Here is a 19,499-nt window from a genome sequence, read left to right as displayed (position 1 = left end):
TATGCAGCGGGCGTCATATGCCTCTGACGGAGCGGGGAAAAACCCGCTCCATCAGTTTTTTCAGCTACCGGTACGAATCTTGTTCCAGACCCGCGTGCGGATCCGGTCGATGTTCAGCGGCATGGCCTCCAGTGCGAACAATTTGCCCATCATTTCCGGGCTCGGATACACCTTGGTGTCGTTCTTGATGGCCGGGTCGATCAGGCTGTCGGCCTGTTCATTGCCATTGGCGTAATGCACGTAGTTGCTGATGCCGGCCATGACGTCGGGCTGCAGCAGGTAGTTCATGAAGGCGTAACCGGCCTTGGCATCCGGGGCGTCGGCGGGCATGGCGACCATGTCGAACCAGATCGCGGCGCCTTCCTTGGGAATCGCATAGCCAATATCGACACCGTTCTTCGCCTCTTTGGCGCGGTTTTCCGCCTGCAGGATGTCGCCGGAGAAACCGACCGCTACGCAAATATCGCCGTTGGCCAGGTCGCTGGTGTACTTTGAGGAATGGAAGTAGCTGACATACGGGCGCACTTTCATCAGCAGCGCTTCGGCCTTCTTGTAGTCCTCGGGGTTCTTGCTGTGATGCGGCAGCCCCAGGTAGTTCAGCGCTGCCGGCAGCAACTCCGGGCCGTTGTCGAGGATCGCCACGCCGCACTTCTGCAGCTTTTCCATGTATTCGGGCTTGAAGATCAGATCCCAAGAGTCTACTGGCGCGTTATCGCCCAGTACGGCCTTGACCTTGGCGACGTTGTAACCGATGCCGGTGCTGCCCCACAGGTAAGGAAAACCGTGCTCGTTGCCTGGGTCGTTGGTCTGCAAGGCCTTGAGCAATACCGGGTTGAGGTTCTTCCAGTTCGGCAACTGGCTCTTGTCGAGCTTCATCAGCGCCCCGCCCTGAATCTGCCGCGCCATGAAATGGTTGGACGGAAACACCACGTCATAACCGGATTTGCCGGTCATCAATTTGCCGTCGAGGGTTTCGTTGCTGTCGTAGACGTCGTAAGTGACGCCGAGACCGGTGGCTTTTTCGAAGTTTTTCGCGGTGTCCGGCGCAATGTAGTCGGACCAGTTGTAGACCTTGACCGTTTCCGCTGCCTGAGCAAGGGAAGCAGCGAGCATCAAGGGGGCGAGAGCGAGGGTCTTTCGGATCATGGATCGATTCCTGTATTGGCTATTGTTGTTGGCAGGCAATCAAAAGGATCAAGCAATCAGAAAATCAGGACATAGGTCTTGCGCACGGTCTCCTGGATGTCCCAGATGCCGAGCGTGTTGGCCGGCAACATCAGTGCGTCGCCACCTTGTATGTGCAGGGTTTCACCGCCATCGTCCGGGGTGAACGTGCAGCGGCCGGAAATGAAGTGGCAGAACTCCTGGGCGGTGATCTGCCGCCGCCAGCGTCCGGGGGTGCATTCCCAGACGCCGGTTTCGACGCCGTCGTCGCGCTCGACACTGGTGGTCGATGCCACCGCGACCGGCGTGCCGAGCGGTACGGCCACCGGGTTGGATTCGTCCAGTTGGAGCGTGGCGGTGTTCTTGAATTGGGTGATGCTCATTGCGTTACCTATTTGGAATTGAACGACGTTTAGTGCATGAAACCTTCCATGAACCCCGCCACCCGACTGGCAAGCTTGCGCCGCCAGGGCGCGGTCGCCGGGTTGGCCAGGGTCTGGTCTTCGTGAACGAAGCTTTTGATGATCGCGTTGTAGCCGAGCCAGCGACACGGTTCCGGCTCCCAGGCGCGCAGCGCATGGATTCCACCATCCGGCAGCACCCAGGGCTGATGCACCAGTTCGGTATCGCGCTCGAGAATCAGATCGGCCAGGGTGCGGCCGCCCAGGTTGGAAGCCCCGACACCCTCCCCGCCATAACCGCCGGACAGCGCAATACCGTTGGCCCGGTCGCAGAGCATGTGCGGCTTGAAATGCCGGGACATGCCGAGGTTGCCGCCCCAGGCGTGGGTGATCGTGGTGTTTTTCAGTTGCGGGAACAGCTCGCCGAACAGATAGCGCCGCAGCTCCACTTCGTCCCGGGTCAGATCGAAGTTGTGCCGTAACTGGCCGGCGAACTGATAGCCGCCACGGGCGCCGAAGATCAGCCGGTTGTCGGCGCTGCGCTGGCCGTAGGTGACTTGACGGCTGAACTCACTGAAAGCCTGGCCACGATTCAGGCCGATTTCGTCCCAGGTTGCCGCCGACAACGGTTCGGTGGCGACAATCAGGCTCTGCACCGGCAATTGATAACGACCCAGCGGCGGTAACGTCACCGAATAACCTTCGATGGCCGGTACGATCCAGCGACTGCGCACGCTGGCCTTGTCGGTACGCAAACTGCCCGACTGCCAATGGGTTACGGGACTGTTTTCGTAGATCTTCACGCCCATGCCCTGAACGGTCCGGGCCAGGCCGCGCACCAGTTTTGCCGGCTGAATGGTTGCCACATGCGGGGCGAAGATCCCGCCGTAAGGTTTGGCGACGCGAATCTGCTGCGCCAGTTGCTCAGGATTGAGCCAGCGATAATCGTCGTCGGTCAGGCCTTGGGCGTGCAGTTTGTTCAGATACTCGCGCAGGCTGGCTTCCTGCTCGGGATAGCGCGCGGCGCAGTAAAGCACTCCGCCCTTGCGGTAATCGCAGTCGATGCCTTCGCGTTCGAGGACGACTTCGACTTCATCGGGAATGCTGTGCAGCAGATCGAATGAGGCGCGGCGCTGTTGTGGCGACAGGCCCGCCAGCAGGCGATCCTCGCCCAGCAGATTGCCCATCAACCAGCCGCCGTTGCGGCCGGACGCACCAAAACCGGCGGTTTGCGCCTCGACAATGGCAATGTCCAGGCCTGGCGCGTATTTCTTCAGGTAGTACGCGGTCCATAACCCGGTGTAACCGGCGCCGATGATTGCCACGTCGACGTCAAGGTCTTGCTCCAGCGCCGGGCGCGCGGTGAGCGGCTCGTCGAGTTGGTCCATCCACAAACTGATAGTGCGCCACGCCGGCATGCAAGACTCCGCCAATCCAGATTTCGATGGCGTCGATCCTAGTGGCTGACCTCAGGGACTGTCTTGCGCGCGTGTCCGCAAAGAAATTTGTTTGGCATAAGCCTTGGGCGACTGGCCGGTGTGCTGGCGGAAACAGCTATAAAACGCCGAAATCGAGTTGAACCCGGCAGCGAACGCCAGCTCATCGATGCGCAGCGGCGGCGTGGCGTTGTCCAGCGATTGCAGCAAATGCTGGAGCCGCGCCTGATTGACGTAGCGGTAGAAGCTCTGCCCCAGCACCTGGTTCAGCAGATAGGAAATCTGATTGCGGCTGTAACCACACTCCTTCGCCACCCGTTGCAGGTCCAGTTCGGGATCGAGGTACGGCTGTTGACGCTGGAAATACTGCTGCAGGTCTTCGGCCATAAAACTCAACTGACGTGGCGACAGGCCCAGTCGGCTCGCCGCCGGACGCTGACTCGGCGTCGAGGTACTGGAGCCCTGCTCGCGCACCAGTGATGCGTATTCGTTGACCCGCCAGATTTTCGCGTCCTTGACGGTAATCGCTTCGCTGGAACGGAAAGACACCAGGCCATTACCGCCACGCAGGGTCACTTCGTATTGAATGAACGCCGTATTGCCGTCGATGCGGATCCGGTCGCAATGCTCCAGCGCTTCGTCGGATTCACGGGGCATGCTGACACGAACGTACTCGCGCAGTTCGTCGAGGCCGAGCACGCGGTTCTGGAAAAAATCGTTGTACTGAATGTCAGGGTGGTACAGCGCCATGACGCCATCCAGATCCCGGTGTTTCCAGCAAAGGTGATAGCGCATGACCGTTTCGGCCGTGGCCGGGGTCTGCTGCGGGCCGTCATCATCGGCGTGCATAAGGGACTCTTGGCAAAAGAACCGAGCTTGCCCAACTTCGGGCGCGGCATCAACAATCCGGACGTGATGGCACTTTGGCGACAATTTCATCAGCCGTGACTTACATCAAAAAAATCCCTGCAATCGCCAAACAGCCTGAAAATTCTCACAGGGTTTTCACATCCAGATGCTACTTTTAAGGACAGTCACCGGTTGAGCCAATGAAGGCTCTTCCCACCTACCATGAGCAAACGGAAGCGCTCGATGAAGAAGGCGGGCAACACATGAACAAAGGTTCAAGCAAGGTCACGTTCCCCAATGCCTGCCAGCTTATGCGCTGGCATTTTCATCCCATGGGTTTCGAAGCCACGATGGACGCACCGGGCAGCATGATCGCCCGCCTGTTCGATCGGGCCAGCGGCGAAACCCTGATCGCCATTGCCGGCATTCCTTGTGCCACGGTCATGAATGCGGCGGATGTCGAACGAATAATCGAAGCTGTTGAGGATGAACTGGAAGCTTTCGTTCCTCCAGAGTCGCTCAGGAGTTACGCCTAAGTTATTGATATAAAATAAAAAGCCCGCTACGTGCGGGCTTTTTTGTGGGCGATTGCTTCAGGCGGTTTTCTTTTCTGGCCGGTGGTCCATGAAGAACGGCTTGCCCTTGGCGACCCGATCGGACGCACGCGGCATGTTCACTGCCTGGACGTCCTGCGGTTCGACATACCAGTAACAATGACTCACCGCCCGGGTGATGCCGACATAGGCCAGACGCAGGATTTCGTCCTTCTGCGCCGTGTCGTAAGGCTCGTTGTCACCGGCCTTGCCCAGCCCGGCCATGCGGTAAACCTGATTCTTGTAGGGCGAACTGGTGAGGTGCTGGCAGTCGCCCAGCAGAAACACCGCGTCGGCCTGCAAGCCTTTGGCGCTGTGATAGGTCAGCTGTTTCAAGCGTCGGGACTCGTACGGCAAGCTCGAATCAACATTAACTACCGACTGAATATGTTGTTCTATCAATGACTTATCGCTACTTTTTCGATAGAGCATCAAGATCGAATCGCCGTTTCTGTAGTGCTCCGCCAGGCGCTGGCCCAATGCCTCGTCGTCGCGCTCCAGCACGTTGACCGGTTGCAACGGCTTTTCCTCGCCGCTGGCCTTGGCTTTTTTGCCGGGAATCGCCGGTGCTGCACGAACGATGTGCTCGGCTGCGTCGATGATGTGCTGATGGCTGCGGTAGTTGTCGCTGAGCATCACTCGCGTGGTGCTTGGCGAGGAAAACTCCTTGTTGAACTCCATGAAGTAGCTCGGCGAACTGCCGCGCCAGCCGTAGATCGACTGCCAGTCATCGCCCACGCACAGCAAGGATGAACGTTGCGCACCGCGCCCGACGTGCATCGCCGGGCCACGGCTGCGGATCTCTGCAAGACTGGCGCGAATCCACGAGACGATCTGCGGTGAAACGTCCTGAAATTCGTCGATCATCAGGTGCGACATGGGGCGCAGCAGTTCATCGCTCAGTAGCTTGAGGTTTTCCGGCGAGTGCTCGCTGAACAGCGCGAACATGCGGTTGTAGGTCATGACCGGCGGCTTCTGATCGAGCAAGTGATCTTCCAGTGCGCGCCAGAACAGGCTCAGCGCCTCGAAGAAAAACCGGTCCGGATCATCCTTGGCGAAACTCATGCGGCCAACGGCGTCCGGTACATCCAGGCCCAGGTTCTCGATAAAACCGGCGGCAGCGACAAAACAGTCCAGCAACGGGGCAGATGCGAGCTCTCCCTTGACCTTGTAATCGAAACCGGGACCCGCACTGGCATCACCGGCCAACGTGGCCAAAACACGCTTTGATGATTCGTAACTATCTATCCAAATCAATGGCTTACGGCAGAAAGCTTGAAACAGGGTGCGCTTCACGGCCCATTCTGCGCGGACCGTCAGCTTGGCATCGGGACGGCAGACTTGAGGGTTTTCCTTGGGGTCGAAACCCAGAATGACGCAGGCATCGAGACTCGGGATGTAGCCATGACAGTGAAAGGTCGAGCCGTTGATCTCGAAAGTCTGACGATTCGGCTCAACCCCTTTGATCGGCCAGGCACCGGCGCGAAACCACAGATCCTCGATCACATCGCACAGTTCTTCGTCACGCTTGGCCGCCAGTTCGGTCACTGCCATGCGTTTTTGCACGTCCGGGTGATCGCGCTCCAGTTCCTTGAGCTGCAAGGCATGCCGGGACAATGGCTGGATCAATTGCCGGAAACGCTCGTCTTCGGTGTAGAGGCGGTGATAACAGGCGTTGAGCTGCTGGCGCTGGGCGTCGTTGATCCGCAGATCGAATGGATTGCTGTCGACGTCATCGTCCCCGCCCTGTGGTCGCAAGCTGAGGTTTTCAAACGCCTGCAAACGCTCGAACCCCGGCAGGCTGCGCACCATCGGCAGAATCCGCGAATGGAAGGTGCGCACCAGATCCCGGGCGGTTTTCTGGCTCAGGGAATGACCCCAGAGGGCAAACAGCTCGATCAGTTTGCTGATGAAGTCTTTGCGCGACTCCCGGGTGAACGTCACCACGGTCATCGAATCCAGCTCAAAGCCCAGGTAGTGCGTCAGCAGCAGGATGCGCAACACCAGCGTGGTCGATTTGCCAGCCCCCGCCCCGGCGACCACCGACGTTGACGGTGTATCACTGAAGATCATCTTCCACTGCGCCACACTTGGCTGAGCGTGGACCGGCAGCAAGCGGGCAACGTCAGCCTTGATGCGCTTCTTCAGCTCGGCAGTCAGCGGCAGGCGCCAGTCATCGAACAAGTGATTGTCGATCCCCGGCGCGCGGTGCTCGGTGCTGCGGCTGTCGCGGATCAACAGGACCTGACGGCCCTCTTCCAGCCCCTCGGCCTTGCCTTCCTTGTAGCCGTAATCGAACCCGGCGGTGTGCCCGCTGCGAAAGCCATCGGCCTGGCCGTGCAGCCACGATGCCCGATGCTGGGCGCGCAATTGCGTCAGACCATGCCCGAGGAAACGCGCCGCCAGGCGTTTGAACCACGGCATCTCAGCCAGGGGACGAAGTTCGGGAGGAAGATCGGGGGTGTGTTGCGCCACGCTGACGGACTCCAGAGGCTGAGGCTGTTGAGGGCTATGGTGTCTGCATTTGCCGTTGAGTTCTAGCGAAATGCTTACGGGTCATTGAGTTAGGCGATGAACTGAAGGCTGCATGAGAGCGTTTCGAGATTTATAACATCAGTCAATTCGATGAGAATGCAGCACTTTTTACGCTTTTTATCGATCATTGGTTGATAGATGATGCTCGCCATCAATCACCGGTCTCGCTTCGTGGCTGCGGCCGAAACGCCCCATGACGAACCTTATGAGGAGAAGATCATGCTTGAACTCAGACCCTTCAGCTCGCTGGGCGGCGCCCATCACGGCTGGCTGGATGCCCATCACCATTTTTCGTTCGCCGAGTACTACGATCCACAGCGCATGAGCTGGGGCAACCTGCGGGTGTGGAACGATGACATCATTGCCCCGGGCACCGGTTTCCCCACCCACCCGCATCGGGACATGGAGATCATCACTTACGTGCGTGAAGGTGCGATTACCCACCAGGATAACCTGGGCAACAAGGGCCGCACTGAAGCAGGCGACGTTCAGGTGATGAGCGCCGGCACCGGGATCGCCCACAGTGAATACAACCTGGAAGCGACCCCGACCAAGATCTTCCAGATCTGGATTCTGCCGACCGAAACCGGTGCACCGCCATCCTGGGGCGCCAAACCGTTCCCCAAAGGTGAGCGCGAAGGTTTCGTGACGCTTGCCAGCGGCAAGGACGGTGACGATGAAAGCCTGCGGATTCGCGCCAACGCACGTTTGGTGGCGGCCACCATCAAGGCCGGGGAAACCGCCGAGTATCGACTCGATGCCGGACGCCGCGCTTATCTCGTACCGGCCACCGGCGTTATTGAAGTCAACGGCTTGCGTGCACAAGCTCGAGACGGTGTCGCGGTGAGCCAGGAGCCGGTGCTGACCGTCACGGCCATTGAAGACAGTGAAATCGTGTTGGTGGATCTGGCCTGATCGGCTGGATTGTGGGCAAAAAAAGGGCGACCTCATGGTCGCCCTTTTTTATTCAGCACTGATCACTTGGTGGAAATTGCACCATCGACCAGGGTTTGCGCTTCGGCCACCAGTTGCTTGAGGTGGTCGTCGCCGATGAAGCTCTCGGCGTAGATCTTGTAGATGTCCTCGGTGCCCGAAGGACGCGCGGCGAACCAGCCGTTCTCGGTCATCACTTTCAGACCGCCGATGGCCTGATCGTTGCCCGGCGCCTTGCTGAGGATGCTCTGGATCTTCTCGCCCGCCAGCTCGGTCGAAGTCACCTGCTCCGGCGACAACTTGCTCAGCAGGGCTTTCTGCTCAGGGTTGGCCTTGGCATCGACACGTACCGAGAACGGCTCGCCCAGCTCTTCGGTCAGTGCACGGTAAGCCTGGCTTGGGTCGCGACCGGTGCGGGCAGTCATTTCAGCAGCCAGCAGGGCCGGGATCAGACCGTCCTTGTCGGTGCTCCAGACGCCACCGTCCTTGCGCAGGAACGATGCTCCAGCACTTTCTTCACCACCGAACCCCAGCGAGCCGTCGAACAGACCGTCGGCAAACCACTTGAAGCCGACCGGCACTTCGTACAGACGACGGCCCAGACGCTTGGCTACACGATCGATCAGACCGCTGCTGACCACGGTTTTACCCACGGCCGCATCGGCGCGCCATTGCGGACGATTCTGGAACAGGTAGTCGATCGACACGGCCAGATAATTGTTCGGCGCCAGCAGGCCGCCGGACGGAGTAACGATGCCGTGACGGTCGTGGTCCGGATCGCAGGCGAACGCGACGTCGAAGCGCTCCTTGAGGCCGATCAGGCCTTGCATGGCATGGCTGGACGATGGGTCCATGCGGATCTGGCCATCCCAGTCTACGGTCATGAAGCGGAACGTCGAATCGACTTCCTTGTTCACCACATCGAGGTCAAGACGATAGTGGTCGGCGATGGCCGACCAGTAGCGCACCCCTGCTCCGCCCAATGGATCGACACCCAGACGCAGTTTGGCGTCACGGATGGCATCGAAGTCGATGACGTTGATCAGGTCGGCAACGTAGGTGTTGACATAATCGTGGCGGTGCGTAGTCGGGGCTTTGAGCGCCTGTTCGTAACCGATGCGTTTTACGCCAGCCAATTTGTTCGCCAGCAGCTCGTTGGCCTTGGCTTCGATCCACTTGGTGATGTGGGTGTCGGCCGGGCCACCGTTGGTAGGGTTGTATTTGTAGCCTCCGCTTTGTGGCGGGTTGTGCGACGGAGTGATGACGATGCCGTCAGCGAGGCCGGTAGTGCGACCACGGTTGTAGCAAAGAATGGCGTGAGACACGGCCGGCGTCGGGGTGTACTCGTCACCTTCGGCGATCATCACGGTTACGCCGTTGGCTGCCAGCACTTCCAGGGCACTGGCCCCGGCCGGAGTCGACAGCGCGTGAGTGTCGATGCCGACAAACAGCGGGCCGGTGATGCCCTGGGCTTCGCGGTACAGGCAGATTGCCTGGCTGATGGCCAGAACATGCCACTCGTTGAAACTCAAGTCGAAGGAGCTGCCACGATGACCGGAAGTACCGAACGCCACACGCTGAGTGGAAATCGAAGCGTCGGGTTGACCGGTGTAATACGCCGTTACCAGTCGCGGGATGTCGACCAACAACTCTGCCGGTGCCGGTTTGCCCGCAAAAGGACTGAGTGTCATGCAAAACCTCTGAAATAGAGTGGTTCAGGAAATTACAGCGGAGTTTACTGGCAGTTTGACCGTAGTGCGATGGGATCTATCCAGTGCGTCCCCGATGTTTTTTAACAGCTCAGCCATTGGGCGCCAGTCGCAACGCGTCGCCGATCAAACCGACGACGCCTTCCAGTTCAGGCCCGCTGCTGGCTGTTGCGCTCAGCCGCATGTGTTGCCCATGCATGCCTTGTGCACTGAACAGCTCGCCCGGTGCGATCAACACGTGCTGTTTGAGCAGACGTTGAAACACCGCCCCCATCACCACTCGGCGCGACGAGCGCACCCAGACCGTCGCGCCGCCCTGCGGCTCATCGATCTGCAGCGCATCGCCCAGCCCCTCGCGCAGCAACTCGATCAACCGGGAACGACGCTCCTTGAGCAGGCGCTTCAACACAGGGAGATGCTGATCGACGCGACCACTGGCATACAGTCGGGCAATAGCCTTCTGGCGAATCGGCGAAAGTCGAAACGAGCGCAGCAGAAAGTGCCGTTGCAAGTCGGTGCGCCACTGCCGAGCAAGCACGAAACCGTAAGGTGCTTCGACACCGATCACCTTTTCGAAGGTGGAAAACACCAGGAGACGATCCGGGTCCAGCAAATCCCGCAGAGGCCGACGTTCACAGTCGTCACCCAGTTCGCTGTAACTGTCGTTTTCCAGCACCCAGGTTCCATGATCCCTGAGCAATTGCGCGATGGCTTCGCGATTTTCCTCAGGCGTCAGACTGCCACGGGGCATGTTCAACACAGAAGACAGCAGGATCAGTCGAACCGGCTCGGTTTCCAGCAGCACCTTCAATTGCCGTGGATCAAGCTCCCCGCCCGATTGCACCGGCAGCTCGATGACCCTCACATCGGCAGACTGGAACAGGCGCAACACCATCCAGTCACAGGGCGATTCAACCACCACGGTTGCGTTACGCAGCTCAAGGACAGCGATCAGGATCTCGAGCACCCCTCTCACATCAGCGCCGATATAGACGTCCTCGGCGTGCCAGCAGTGGGTCGGCGACGAGGTGTATCGAGCCGCCAGCAGCATGCGCAACTCGAGCTCGCCACAAGGCTGGGCCGGTACCTGTGATTGCCGAGGGTATTGCCGCATCAACTCCCGTTCGAGCATCAGCAGCGGGCTGTCCAGCGGCTGGATCGAGGCCGGATCGTCGGCGCTCAATACGCGCATGCCGAAACACCTGGCGTTGACGTAGACGGTTTCCAGCAAGTCATTGCCTCGCCCCGGCGGCATGACCGCGGATGCCGGCTGTGCGAAATAGCCGGACTTGGCCACGGAATAGACCCGGCCTTCTCTCTCGAGCAGCGCGTAGGCGTACTGGATGGTCGAAATCGACACATTCAACCGTTCGGCCAGTTGCCTCAAGGATGGCAGCCGCATCGCGCCTTCGCCTCCTGGCCCATCGATCAGTTGGGTGAGATAGCGATAGACCGCCTGATAGGCGAAATCGGTTTCCCGCGAGGCATTCATGAGCGGGCGTCCGGCATTCTTTGGCGATCGGGCACCACACTCACTCTCAACCTTCCGCCGAGCGGTCGCCTGCGGCAACCTCGATGTCGGCAAGGTCCGGAGCGTGCGTCGCCTGCTCAGCCACTCTGACAGGTGTCATGGCATACAACCGGCTGATCAGTTGCACGGACAGGCCGCTGACATCGGTCATCCATTGCAAAACCTGTTCAGGGGCGTGCAAGCCCTGCATCGCGCGATGCAGGTCCGGCATGGCCACCAGCATGCCCGGATGGCAGGTTCGCAGAAAACGTTCGAGTCCTGCACCGCCCTCGATGAAAGGCGCAAACAGCAGACAGACCAGCTGCGCTTCATTGAGCCCGAAATTCTTTTGCAAGGCGGTGGCGGCCAGTGATCGATGCTCACCCGGATCCGACAAGGAGCCGAACGTCGCCATGAAACGCTCGCAGGTTTGCTCCGGTACATGCTGGCGACGCATCAATGCGAGGCAACGCTGCAGGTATTCGGATACGCCACTTTCGTAATTGCGACCCTCGATGCAGCAAGCCTGAAGACCGCTCAGGTAGGCAGCGATCAAGGGATCCGCCGACTCACCGGTACCCGGTTCGAACAGCAGATCGTCAGTCTGAAACCCGAGAAAATCGCTGAGCAAGGGCCACCGCTCCTCCATCTTGCCCACCACGATGTCATCGATACCGATATAACTGGTGCGTCGACAGGCTTCGAACTGGCCAAGCGGCCGCCACGGCGGCAGGTCGTCTGGTGCACGGAGTTCCCGATAACAGTCACCTCCCATACCGTCCAGCACCTCGAACAACTCATCGAACCCGCCGGTCCGCTTCGGTAGCGCGCCCATGCCGGCCTTCTGCGCTGCACGATCCAGACCTTGCAGGAAGTGCGCCTGACGGCGTGCGGAGTCGCTGCTGACCAGTGCATCGACACCATTGCTCCATCGAGCGACCTGTCCGTAGAACTCGGCCGTGGCCAGGTACGCATCGTCCCAAAGCTCCAGGCTCTCACTCCAGCAGCGGCGATGGCCAACCATCAGCAAATTGATGCGGTTCGCCTCGCGCCCGTCGTCGGAAAGGGGTTCGTGATGATTGAAAGGCAGGACCTCCCGGTTGTCGATCATCAGCAGTTCGATCCTTGGGTCGTCATACAGAAACAGGGCGCTGTAGCTGCGATGCATGTTGTGCAATGCCGACGCTGGTGTCGCGCAACCACGCAGGGTCGCCACCCGTAACTGAAAGGTCCCCGGAGCCCGTCCGGCGATACTCAGTTGCGCAGCACGCAACAGGGCCAGGCTGTAGCAGCAATCCCGAGTGCCCGATTGCGTGACCAGCACCTTGAACTCACCGATACGATCCATGCCCCCGGCGGCTACCGCCAATCGCTGAATCAACAGCTGCAATGCCGTGCGTTCGGCACGGGAAAAGAAACTCAGCAATCGTTGCAATACTTGCTGGTAGACATAGTTCATTGCCTGGTCATGGATCGTGCTCATCAGTACTTCACCCGATATCAAAGGTTTTATATTGCGCAGCCACGAACGCCGGATACGCAATCACTCTTCATTAATTAATAGACGCTGAAATGCTAACACTTAAGTTTTTGTAGTTATTTGAAACAGTTAAGCTCGCAACAATTGAAACTCACCAACCGCACGCCGCAAGCCCGCGTCTTTACAGGCTTTTCTCGACACAGAAGTTTTCCTAGGAAAATTCTTACAATGGCTTGCACATGATGAGTACAAGAAAAAAAGAAGGGATTACCGGGTCGCCCTACAGCAATTAAACAGAATCTGAAATATCGGCTAGCCACTATTGTCCGGTATTGCGCAAAGTAAACAGAATGCACAGACATAGCTCATTCCTTGAGATGAAAGTAGTCATTCAATTATCAGGGTCTGGATGGCGATTAGAAGATACAGATCAAGAGTAAAAACCAGTTCAGTTGCTGAACGCCCCCAGGCATCGCGCCCAGGGTTTCTCATGGTCTGAGGGATGGAACGCACAAGAGTCCGTGGGGCCACGGACTCTGATCACAAAAGTCAGGCAGGTTCGACTTGCAGGGCGACCCGCTCACGGCAAGGGCATTCGTCCATGTAGCGGTGTGCTTCGACAAACTCGTTGAACGGGAAGACCCGGGTCTTGAGCGGAACCAGCACGCGGTCGGCCGTCAGCTGGTTGATGTCACGCAGGGCACGTTGCAGCGCGACGTGATCCTGGACGATGCCCAGCTCCGGCTTGCCGGTGAAGTTGCCGATGCAGTGCACGAAGAACTGAATGTTCTTCTGGAACGCTGCGCACGCCGGAAATGGCGTCTGGTTGCCACCTTGCAGGCCATACAGCACCAGACTGCCGCGAGGAGCCAGTACATCGCCCAGCAGCGACATCTGCGGGCCGCCGAGACCATCGAACACGACGTTGACGCCGCGGTTGTCGGTAATCTTGTTGATCCGCATCAACAGGTCTTCTTCTTCGGTGACGATCACTTTCTCGGCACCGAGGGAAAGCAGGTATTCGCGCTCTTCAGCGGTTTTCGTGGCGGCAATCACGCGCACACCCAGCGCTTTGCCCAGCTGGACAAACGACGGACCGGCGCAATGACTGGCGTCAGTGACCAGGGCAAACTGCCCGGGTTTGACTCGCGCCAGATCGACGTAACCGAAATAGGCGATCAACAGCGGCGTGTAATGCACGCTGGCCTCGATCGGGGTCAGCACGTCCGGATAACGGGTGAGCGCGGTACGTGGCAGAACGATCAGTTCGCCATAGACCGGATAGTCATTGGGGCTCTCGGCCGGGAAGCTGGCCACCTTGTCACCGACGATCAGGTCTTCGACACCGTCGCCAATGGCCGTGACCACACCCGCCATTTCATGGCCCAGGCCCGAAGGCAGGCGAGCCTGCGACGACGCCAGGTTCTGACGCCAGAGCGTGTCATACCAGCTGATGCCGATCGCCTCGACACGCACCTGCACTTCGCCAGGACCTGGCTGAGCGGCCGCATGCTCTTCGCATTTGAGCACCTCGGCCGGACCAAACTTGTGAAAACGGATCGTGCGGGACATCGCAAACCTCGTCAAAGTAACCTCTAATGCCCTGAACTCTATCTGGGCTTTCCAGCCAAGACTATCAGTGGCTATTAATAGTCGACATGCCTGTCATTGATTCCGCAGTATGGCCAGCATTGAGCAAATCCATGAAAAAACTGCTGCATCCTTCTCAGTAAAGCTGAATTACCCGGTGCAGAGTACCAGCCTTTCCCCGTAAGATTCATGCCGGCCATTGTTCTCATATGGTCGCTCTCGTCAAGCTTGATGACTCTGCCAGGACTCCAGATGAATCGTAATGACCTGCGTCGTGTCGACCTGAACCTGTTGATCGTATTCGAAACCCTGATGCACGAACGCAGCGTAACCCGCGCGGCGGAAAAGCTGTTTCTCGGCCAGCCGGCGATCAGCGCGGCGCTTTCGCGCCTGCGCGGTCTGTTCGACGATCCGCTGTTTGTACGCACCGGGCGCAGCATGGAACCGTCCGCCCGTGCGGTGGAAATCTTCGCCCTGCTCTCGCCTGCCCTGGACTCGATTTCGACAGCGGTAAGCCGTGCCGCCGAATTCGACCCGGCCACCAGCACCTCGGTATTCCGGATCGGTTTGTCGGACGACGTCGAATTCGCGTTGCTGCCCATGCTGCTCAAGCGCCTGCGTGCCGAGGCACCGGGGATCGTGCTGGTGGTGCGCCGCGTCAACTACATCCTGATGCCCGGCCTGCTCGCCTCCGGCGAAATCTCCATCGGCGTCAGCTACACCACCGACCTGCCGGCCAACGCCAAGCGCAAGGTCTTGCGCCGCAGCCAGCCAAAACTGCTGCGCGCCGACACCGTGCCGGGACCACTGAGCCTGGACGACTACTGCGCCCGCCCCCATGCGCTGGTGTCGTTCGCCGGCGACCTCAGCGGCTTTATCGATGAAGAACTGGAAAAACTCGGCCGCAAACGCCACGTGGTGCTGGCCGTGCCGCAGTTCAACGGCTTGAGCACGTTGCTGGCCGGAACCGACATCGTCGCGACCGTGCCGGATTACACGGCTGATGCGCTGACGTCTGCGGGTGGCGTTCGAGCGGAAGATCCACCGCTGCCGACGCGCACGTTTGAACTGCACATGGCGTGGCGTGGGTCGCAGGATAACGATCCGGGGGAACGGTGGTTGCGGTCGCGGATTCAGATGTTTTTTGGGGATCCGGATAGCCTGTAAGCCAACTTCAACTACATCGGCGCCCGTTATATTCCGCTCATTTACGAGTTTTCTGGTCGAGACAAAGGGCATCGCCTCTCCGGCGGCGCCCCCTTCGACAAGTTCCTTGCCCTGCTCAAATGACTGCTCCATGCAAGCTCGTTAGACGTGCTTTTGTGCAGCGGCTACTCGCTCATTCACGCTTCGCAGCGAGGTTTATATGAGCCCTTGGCCTTATCTCTTATCGATAGCTTAACCGAGTGAGTACAGCACCGCCTCGCCGGACAAATGTGTGCAAATATAAAAAATGTGATGGCACAATGCCTCGGCAACCGGCAAAATCCACACGTTTCCAACGGATTTGAAGGATCGGTTCCGATGACATGGCCAGTCACGCTGAAACTCGACAGCGCAGCCTACCCGCTCAGTGTGGTGCAACGCGCAGCTTATTCCCTGGCCGACACCGTCACGATCCAGGTCGGTAGTGAGACCAATCAGATAACTCTCACGGCTCACCCCGTTGAAACAAGGCTAACGCTTTCCCCGGAGCGGGTTCACTCGCTGATCCTTCAGCAACTGAACGACTTCGCCCTACGCGACCATATCAACCGAGAAACAGTAGGGTTGCGCGAAGTCCTGGCCCGAGCTGCGCTCGCTGGATGTGGGATTTCCCAGTGACCATTATTGCGACAGACGCCAAGCACTACCGCTTGCTGCCTTTCCGATTCATGCGCATGAACACGGGACATGATCGTGACATCCTGCTCACCTCCGATACCGGTGAGTTCATGCACGTGAACGACGCGCAATTACGAGCCCTAAGTTACTTCGATGTCCAAACAGGTACGCCTTTTTACAAGGACCTGCTGGCTCGCCACTTCATCTACGAACCAGGCCGCCACGACCCGCTCCCGGAAATGGCCGCGCAGTATCGCAGTCGCAAGGACTTTCTTTTCCAGGGCCCTGCACTGCACTTGTTCGTGGTTACATTGCGCTGCAACCACACCTGCCAGTACTGCCAGGTGTCGCGAGCCCCTCTGGGAGGATCCGGCCACGACCTGACGGAAGCGGATGCACAGGCAGCGGTCGATCGCATGTTCGAATCGAACGCTCCTGCCCTGACTGTGGAGTTTCAAGGTGGCGAGCCGCTTCTGGCCTTCGAGCGCGTCCGCCAGATTGTCGAATCAGTCGTTGAGCGAAACGTGGTCGAACAACGGGATATCCAGTTCGTCATCACCACCACGCTGCACCATCTGACGGAGGAAATACTCGACTTCGCAGAACAAAATCGCATCCAGTTTTCGACCTCGCTTGATGGGCCGGCAGCCTTGCACAATGCCAACCGCCCCACCCCTTCACGAGACTCCTACGAGCGCACTGTGAAAGGCATCCAGTGGGTCCGTGAGCGTCTTGGGCATGATGCGGTTTCCGCGCTGACCACACTGACATCAAGAAGCCTCGAACAGCCTGAAGCGATCATCGACGAGTATGTAAGCCAGGGCTTTTCCAGCATCTCGCTTCGGCCACTGAGCCCTTATGGGTTCGCCACCAAGAGTGCCCATCGCCTTGATTACCCGATTGAGCGCTACCTGGCCTTCTACCATAAAGCACTGGCCTATTTGTTGAAGATCAATCAGCAAGGCGTATACCTTTCGGAGAGTTACACGAGCCTGCTGCTGAAGAATATCCTGACGCCCTTCTCCTCTGGCTACGTGGACTTGCGCTCCCCCACCGGCGCGGGTACCGCAGCGCTGGTTTACAACTATGACGGCTATGTCTATCCCTCGGACGAAGCCCGGATGTTGTTGGAAATGGGCGAAGACGGCTTGAGGCTTGGTACCGTCCGGCAACCCTTACCTGAGCTGCTGGCATCGCCCGTCATGGATGCATTGCTTGCCAGTGGCATTGCGGAAGCACTGCCCGGTTGCTCGGACTGCGCGCTGGTCCCCTACTGCGGTGCAGACCCTGTCGAACACTATGCTCGCCAGGGCGATCCGATCGGACACCGAGTATTCAGCAACTTCTGCAAGAAGAACATGGGGCTGCTGAAGCATTTGTTCGGTTTGCTTCGCGACGGCGACGACAATGTACAAAGAGTGCTGCTGTCCTGGTTGAACAGACGCTCCTACAGCGATGTTCGTTTTCCGGGTTACAGGACCTGATAGCGATGCTACGCAAAGATACCCATTTCGAAATCCTTCACCTGCACGAGCCAAAACTGCTCAAGGTCATCACTCTGAATGAGTTCATCGAGCAAGGCTTGGCTGTTTGTGCCGGTAACGCCGAGTTCGGCGACCTATTGCTTTGGTTGCCAAATGATGAACTGCAACGGAATCCGCACATGCTTTCGTTGCCATTGGGTGGATTTCTGACTCCAGAGCCATTGATAGGCGAATTCGACAGCGAACGGCTACACCTGCACACCCCCAAAGATGCGGAAGTTGTACAGCCCGGTGATGTTATCGCCATCACACCGGGCAACGCTTTGGTAAGAGTGCTTTATCGACGCGGCTCGGACAGCAACCTGTTGTTCATGACAGATCGTTGCAACAGCCTTTGCCTGATGTGCTCGCAGCCGCCCAAAGATATCGATGACCGTTGGCATATCGAAGAGAACCTACGGCTGATAGACCTGATGGACCCAGGCGAGGAAAATCTGGGAATCAGTGGCGGAGAGCCAACGCTTTATCGCGACGGCCTGCTCGAAATCCTGGCCAAGTGCAAAGTCGTCTTACCGCAGAAATCCATTCATGTGCTCAGCAATGGCCGCTTGTTCAACGACCCGAGCTGGGGCGCTTCACTTACTGCCGTTGGCCATCCTCAGTTGAGCTGGGGCATTCCACTGTATGCGGACAATGCCGAAGACCATGATCATGTAGTACAGGCTCCGGGCGCGTTCAGCGAAACCCTGCAGGGCCTTTACAACCTGGCCCGAGCCAACCAGATCATCGAGATACGCGTAGTGCTCAATCGCCTGACCACGCCACGCTTGCCAGAGCTCGCCCACTATGTGTTCAGGAACCTGCCCTTCGTGCGGCATGTTGCGCTGATGGGTATCGAAAGTACCGGCCTGGCCAGGAAGAACTACGAAGAACTGTGGATTGACCCGCTGGACTATCAGGAGTCGTTGAGCCAAGCCGTGTATTTCCTGTTCAACCGCGGAGTGCCGGTTTCGATCTACAACTTGCCCCTGTGCCTGATCCCGGCCCACCTCTCGCGTTTCGCCCGCCAGAGCATCTCGGACTGGAAGAACCTATTCATCGATACCTGCCGGCAATGCTCTGCCGTCAAACATTGCTCTGGCTTCTTCAAATCCCACACCGACCGCTGGCAAAGCCGCGGCATACAACGACTATCGCCCGAGGCCTTTAGCGCCTACGCAAGGAGTGCACAGTGAAATTGCTTGATCGCTGGAAAGTCATGATCAGTGGAATCACCCTTCTGCCAATTGCAGGAACTACCCTGGCACAGGCAGGCCATATGCCGCTCGCCGATACGAGCTGGCAACCTAGCGACAAGATTCAGCCTCCGGTGTTTATCGATACACTCAATGCGCCAGACGCCGTGAACATCTACGCGGCACATCGCTCGCACAGTTCACACCGGTCCCACAGTTCGCACAGTTCTCACTACAGCGGCTCCGGTGGGTATAGCGCACCTCGCTACTACAGCCCACCCGCTACCAGCACTCGGAGTTACAGCACGCCGAGTACTTCGAGCAGCACCTCAAGCAGCAACAGCCTTTATCAGTCGTCTGGCACTACCAGCGGGACAAGTTCGAGCACTTCAAAGAGTCGCGCAACCAACGAGCAGAAAAGCAACCTGGTCACCCGTGTGCAGACCGCGCTGATGGTGCGCCAGTATTACCAAGGCACCATTGATGGGGTTATGGGCAAGGCAACTCGTGGTGCATTGATGGCCTTTCAGTCAGATAGTGGGCTGACCGTGCATGGTCGGATGGATACCCCATCGCTGAATGCATTGGGGATCAAGATTCCATAAACCGCTTCAAGTTAAAGCGCCTCGCCAGCAACAATCATTTCGACCCGGCAAAGCTGTAGAAATGGCTAAAACAGGGGATCCGGATAGTCTCTGAAGTATTGCCGAAACCGCTTTGCCATCGGTATTTTTCCTGTAGCAAAGCGGTTCAAAA

General features: G+C 58.5%; 16 protein-coding genes. 7 read left to right on the top strand and 9 right to left on the bottom strand.

The annotated features are described in order from the left end of the window. Positions 1 to 60: 60 nt before the first annotated feature. The 4 genes from IF189_RS13690 to IF189_RS13675 are packed head-to-tail and all read right to left on the bottom strand — an operon-like array spanning position 61 to position 3,850. Complete coding sequence (locus IF189_RS13690) at positions 61 to 1,146, bottom strand: polyamine ABC transporter substrate-binding protein (protein WP_114882904.1); 1,086 nt, start codon at positions 1,144 to 1,146, stop codon at positions 61 to 63. A 56-nt stretch (positions 1,147 to 1,202) separates the two neighbouring features. Continuing rightward, positions 1,203 to 1,547 (bottom strand): cupin domain-containing protein, encoded by a 345-nt coding sequence (locus IF189_RS13685; protein ID WP_085709811.1) that lies wholly within the window; start codon positions 1,545 to 1,547, stop codon positions 1,203 to 1,205. A 29-nt stretch (positions 1,548 to 1,576) separates the two neighbouring features. Further along, positions 1,577 to 2,983, bottom strand: a complete 1,407-nt coding sequence (locus IF189_RS13680; protein WP_192553489.1) for an NAD(P)/FAD-dependent oxidoreductase — start codon at positions 2,981 to 2,983, stop codon at positions 1,577 to 1,579. Positions 2,984 to 3,034: 51 nt separating this feature from the next. Beyond that, positions 3,035 to 3,850: a helix-turn-helix domain-containing protein gene (locus tag IF189_RS13675; protein WP_114882900.1), complete on the bottom strand. Its 816-nt coding sequence runs from the start codon at positions 3,848 to 3,850 to the stop codon at positions 3,035 to 3,037. Positions 3,851 to 4,113: 263 nt separating this feature from the next. Here IF189_RS13675 and IF189_RS13670 point away from each other — a divergent pair, with 263 nt between their 5' ends. Beyond that, positions 4,114 to 4,386, top strand: a complete 273-nt coding sequence (locus IF189_RS13670; RefSeq protein ID WP_096820481.1) for a DUF1652 domain-containing protein — start codon at positions 4,114 to 4,116, stop codon at positions 4,384 to 4,386. Between the two features lie 57 nt (positions 4,387 to 4,443). Here the strand turns inward: IF189_RS13670 and IF189_RS13665 are convergent, their stop codons facing one another. Then, the gene (locus IF189_RS13665; protein ID WP_192553488.1) at positions 4,444 to 6,918 is read right to left on the bottom strand and encodes a UvrD-helicase domain-containing protein; all 2,475 of its coding nucleotides are present in this window, start codon (positions 6,916 to 6,918) and stop codon (positions 4,444 to 4,446) included. A 279-nt stretch (positions 6,919 to 7,197) separates the two neighbouring features. Between IF189_RS13665 and IF189_RS13660 the strand changes: the two genes are divergently transcribed. Next, positions 7,198 to 7,893: a pirin family protein gene (locus tag IF189_RS13660; RefSeq protein WP_134826788.1), complete on the top strand. Its 696-nt coding sequence runs from the start codon at positions 7,198 to 7,200 to the stop codon at positions 7,891 to 7,893. 62 nt (positions 7,894 to 7,955) lie between these two features. Here IF189_RS13660 and pgm read toward each other — a convergent pair whose 3' ends face one another. The 4 genes from pgm to IF189_RS13640 form a co-directional block, all read right to left on the bottom strand. After that, entirely contained in the window at positions 7,956 to 9,602 is a 1,647-nt protein-coding gene (gene pgm, locus IF189_RS13655; RefSeq protein WP_134826787.1) for a phosphoglucomutase (alpha-D-glucose-1,6-bisphosphate-dependent), read from the bottom strand. 109 nt (positions 9,603 to 9,711) lie between these two features. Further along, positions 9,712 to 11,112 (bottom strand): PLP-dependent aminotransferase family protein, encoded by a 1,401-nt coding sequence (locus tag IF189_RS13650; protein ID WP_134826786.1) that lies wholly within the window; start codon positions 11,110 to 11,112, stop codon positions 9,712 to 9,714. A 46-nt stretch (positions 11,113 to 11,158) separates the two neighbouring features. Then, positions 11,159 to 12,613 carry a hypothetical protein gene (locus tag IF189_RS13645; RefSeq protein WP_134826785.1) on the bottom strand — a complete coding sequence of 485 codons (1,455 nt, stop codon included), beginning with the start codon at positions 12,611 to 12,613 and terminating at the stop codon, positions 11,159 to 11,161. A gap of 546 nt (positions 12,614 to 13,159) precedes the next feature. After that, positions 13,160 to 14,182, bottom strand: a complete 1,023-nt coding sequence (locus IF189_RS13640; protein WP_085709804.1) for a zinc-dependent alcohol dehydrogenase family protein — start codon at positions 14,180 to 14,182, stop codon at positions 13,160 to 13,162. Between the two features lie 270 nt (positions 14,183 to 14,452). On the opposite strand from IF189_RS13640, the gene IF189_RS13635 reads away from it, so the two are divergent. From IF189_RS13635 to hxsA, 5 genes are all read left to right on the top strand, one after another. Further along, a complete protein-coding gene (locus tag IF189_RS13635; RefSeq protein ID WP_085709803.1) occupies positions 14,453 to 15,367 on the top strand; it encodes a LysR family transcriptional regulator in 915 nt (304 codons plus the stop codon). A gap of 357 nt (positions 15,368 to 15,724) precedes the next feature. Next, the gene (gene hxsD / locus IF189_RS13630) at positions 15,725 to 16,024 is read left to right on the top strand and encodes a His-Xaa-Ser system protein HxsD (RefSeq protein ID WP_192553487.1); all 300 of its coding nucleotides are present in this window, start codon (positions 15,725 to 15,727) and stop codon (positions 16,022 to 16,024) included. Beyond that, positions 16,021 to 17,508 (top strand): His-Xaa-Ser system radical SAM maturase HxsB, encoded by a 1,488-nt coding sequence (gene hxsB / locus IF189_RS13625; RefSeq protein WP_192553486.1) that lies wholly within the window; start codon positions 16,021 to 16,023, stop codon positions 17,506 to 17,508. Before hxsD ends, hxsB begins: the two co-directional genes overlap by 4 nt. Beyond that, entirely contained in the window at positions 17,508 to 18,743 is a 1,236-nt protein-coding gene (gene hxsC / locus IF189_RS13620; RefSeq protein ID WP_192553577.1) for a His-Xaa-Ser system radical SAM maturase HxsC, read from the top strand. The genes hxsB and hxsC overlap by 1 nt, the downstream gene beginning before the upstream one ends. Further along, positions 18,740 to 19,348, top strand: a complete 609-nt coding sequence (gene hxsA / locus IF189_RS13615; protein ID WP_192553485.1) for a His-Xaa-Ser repeat protein HxsA — start codon at positions 18,740 to 18,742, stop codon at positions 19,346 to 19,348. Before hxsC ends, hxsA begins: the two co-directional genes overlap by 4 nt. Positions 19,349 to 19,499 lie beyond the last annotated feature (151 nt).

The sequence above is a fragment of the Pseudomonas sp. IzPS59 genome (assembly GCF_014863505.1).
Taxonomy (GTDB): domain Bacteria; phylum Pseudomonadota; class Gammaproteobacteria; order Pseudomonadales; family Pseudomonadaceae; genus Aquipseudomonas; species Aquipseudomonas kribbensis.
This window is presented reverse-complemented; position numbering and strand designations above follow the sequence as displayed.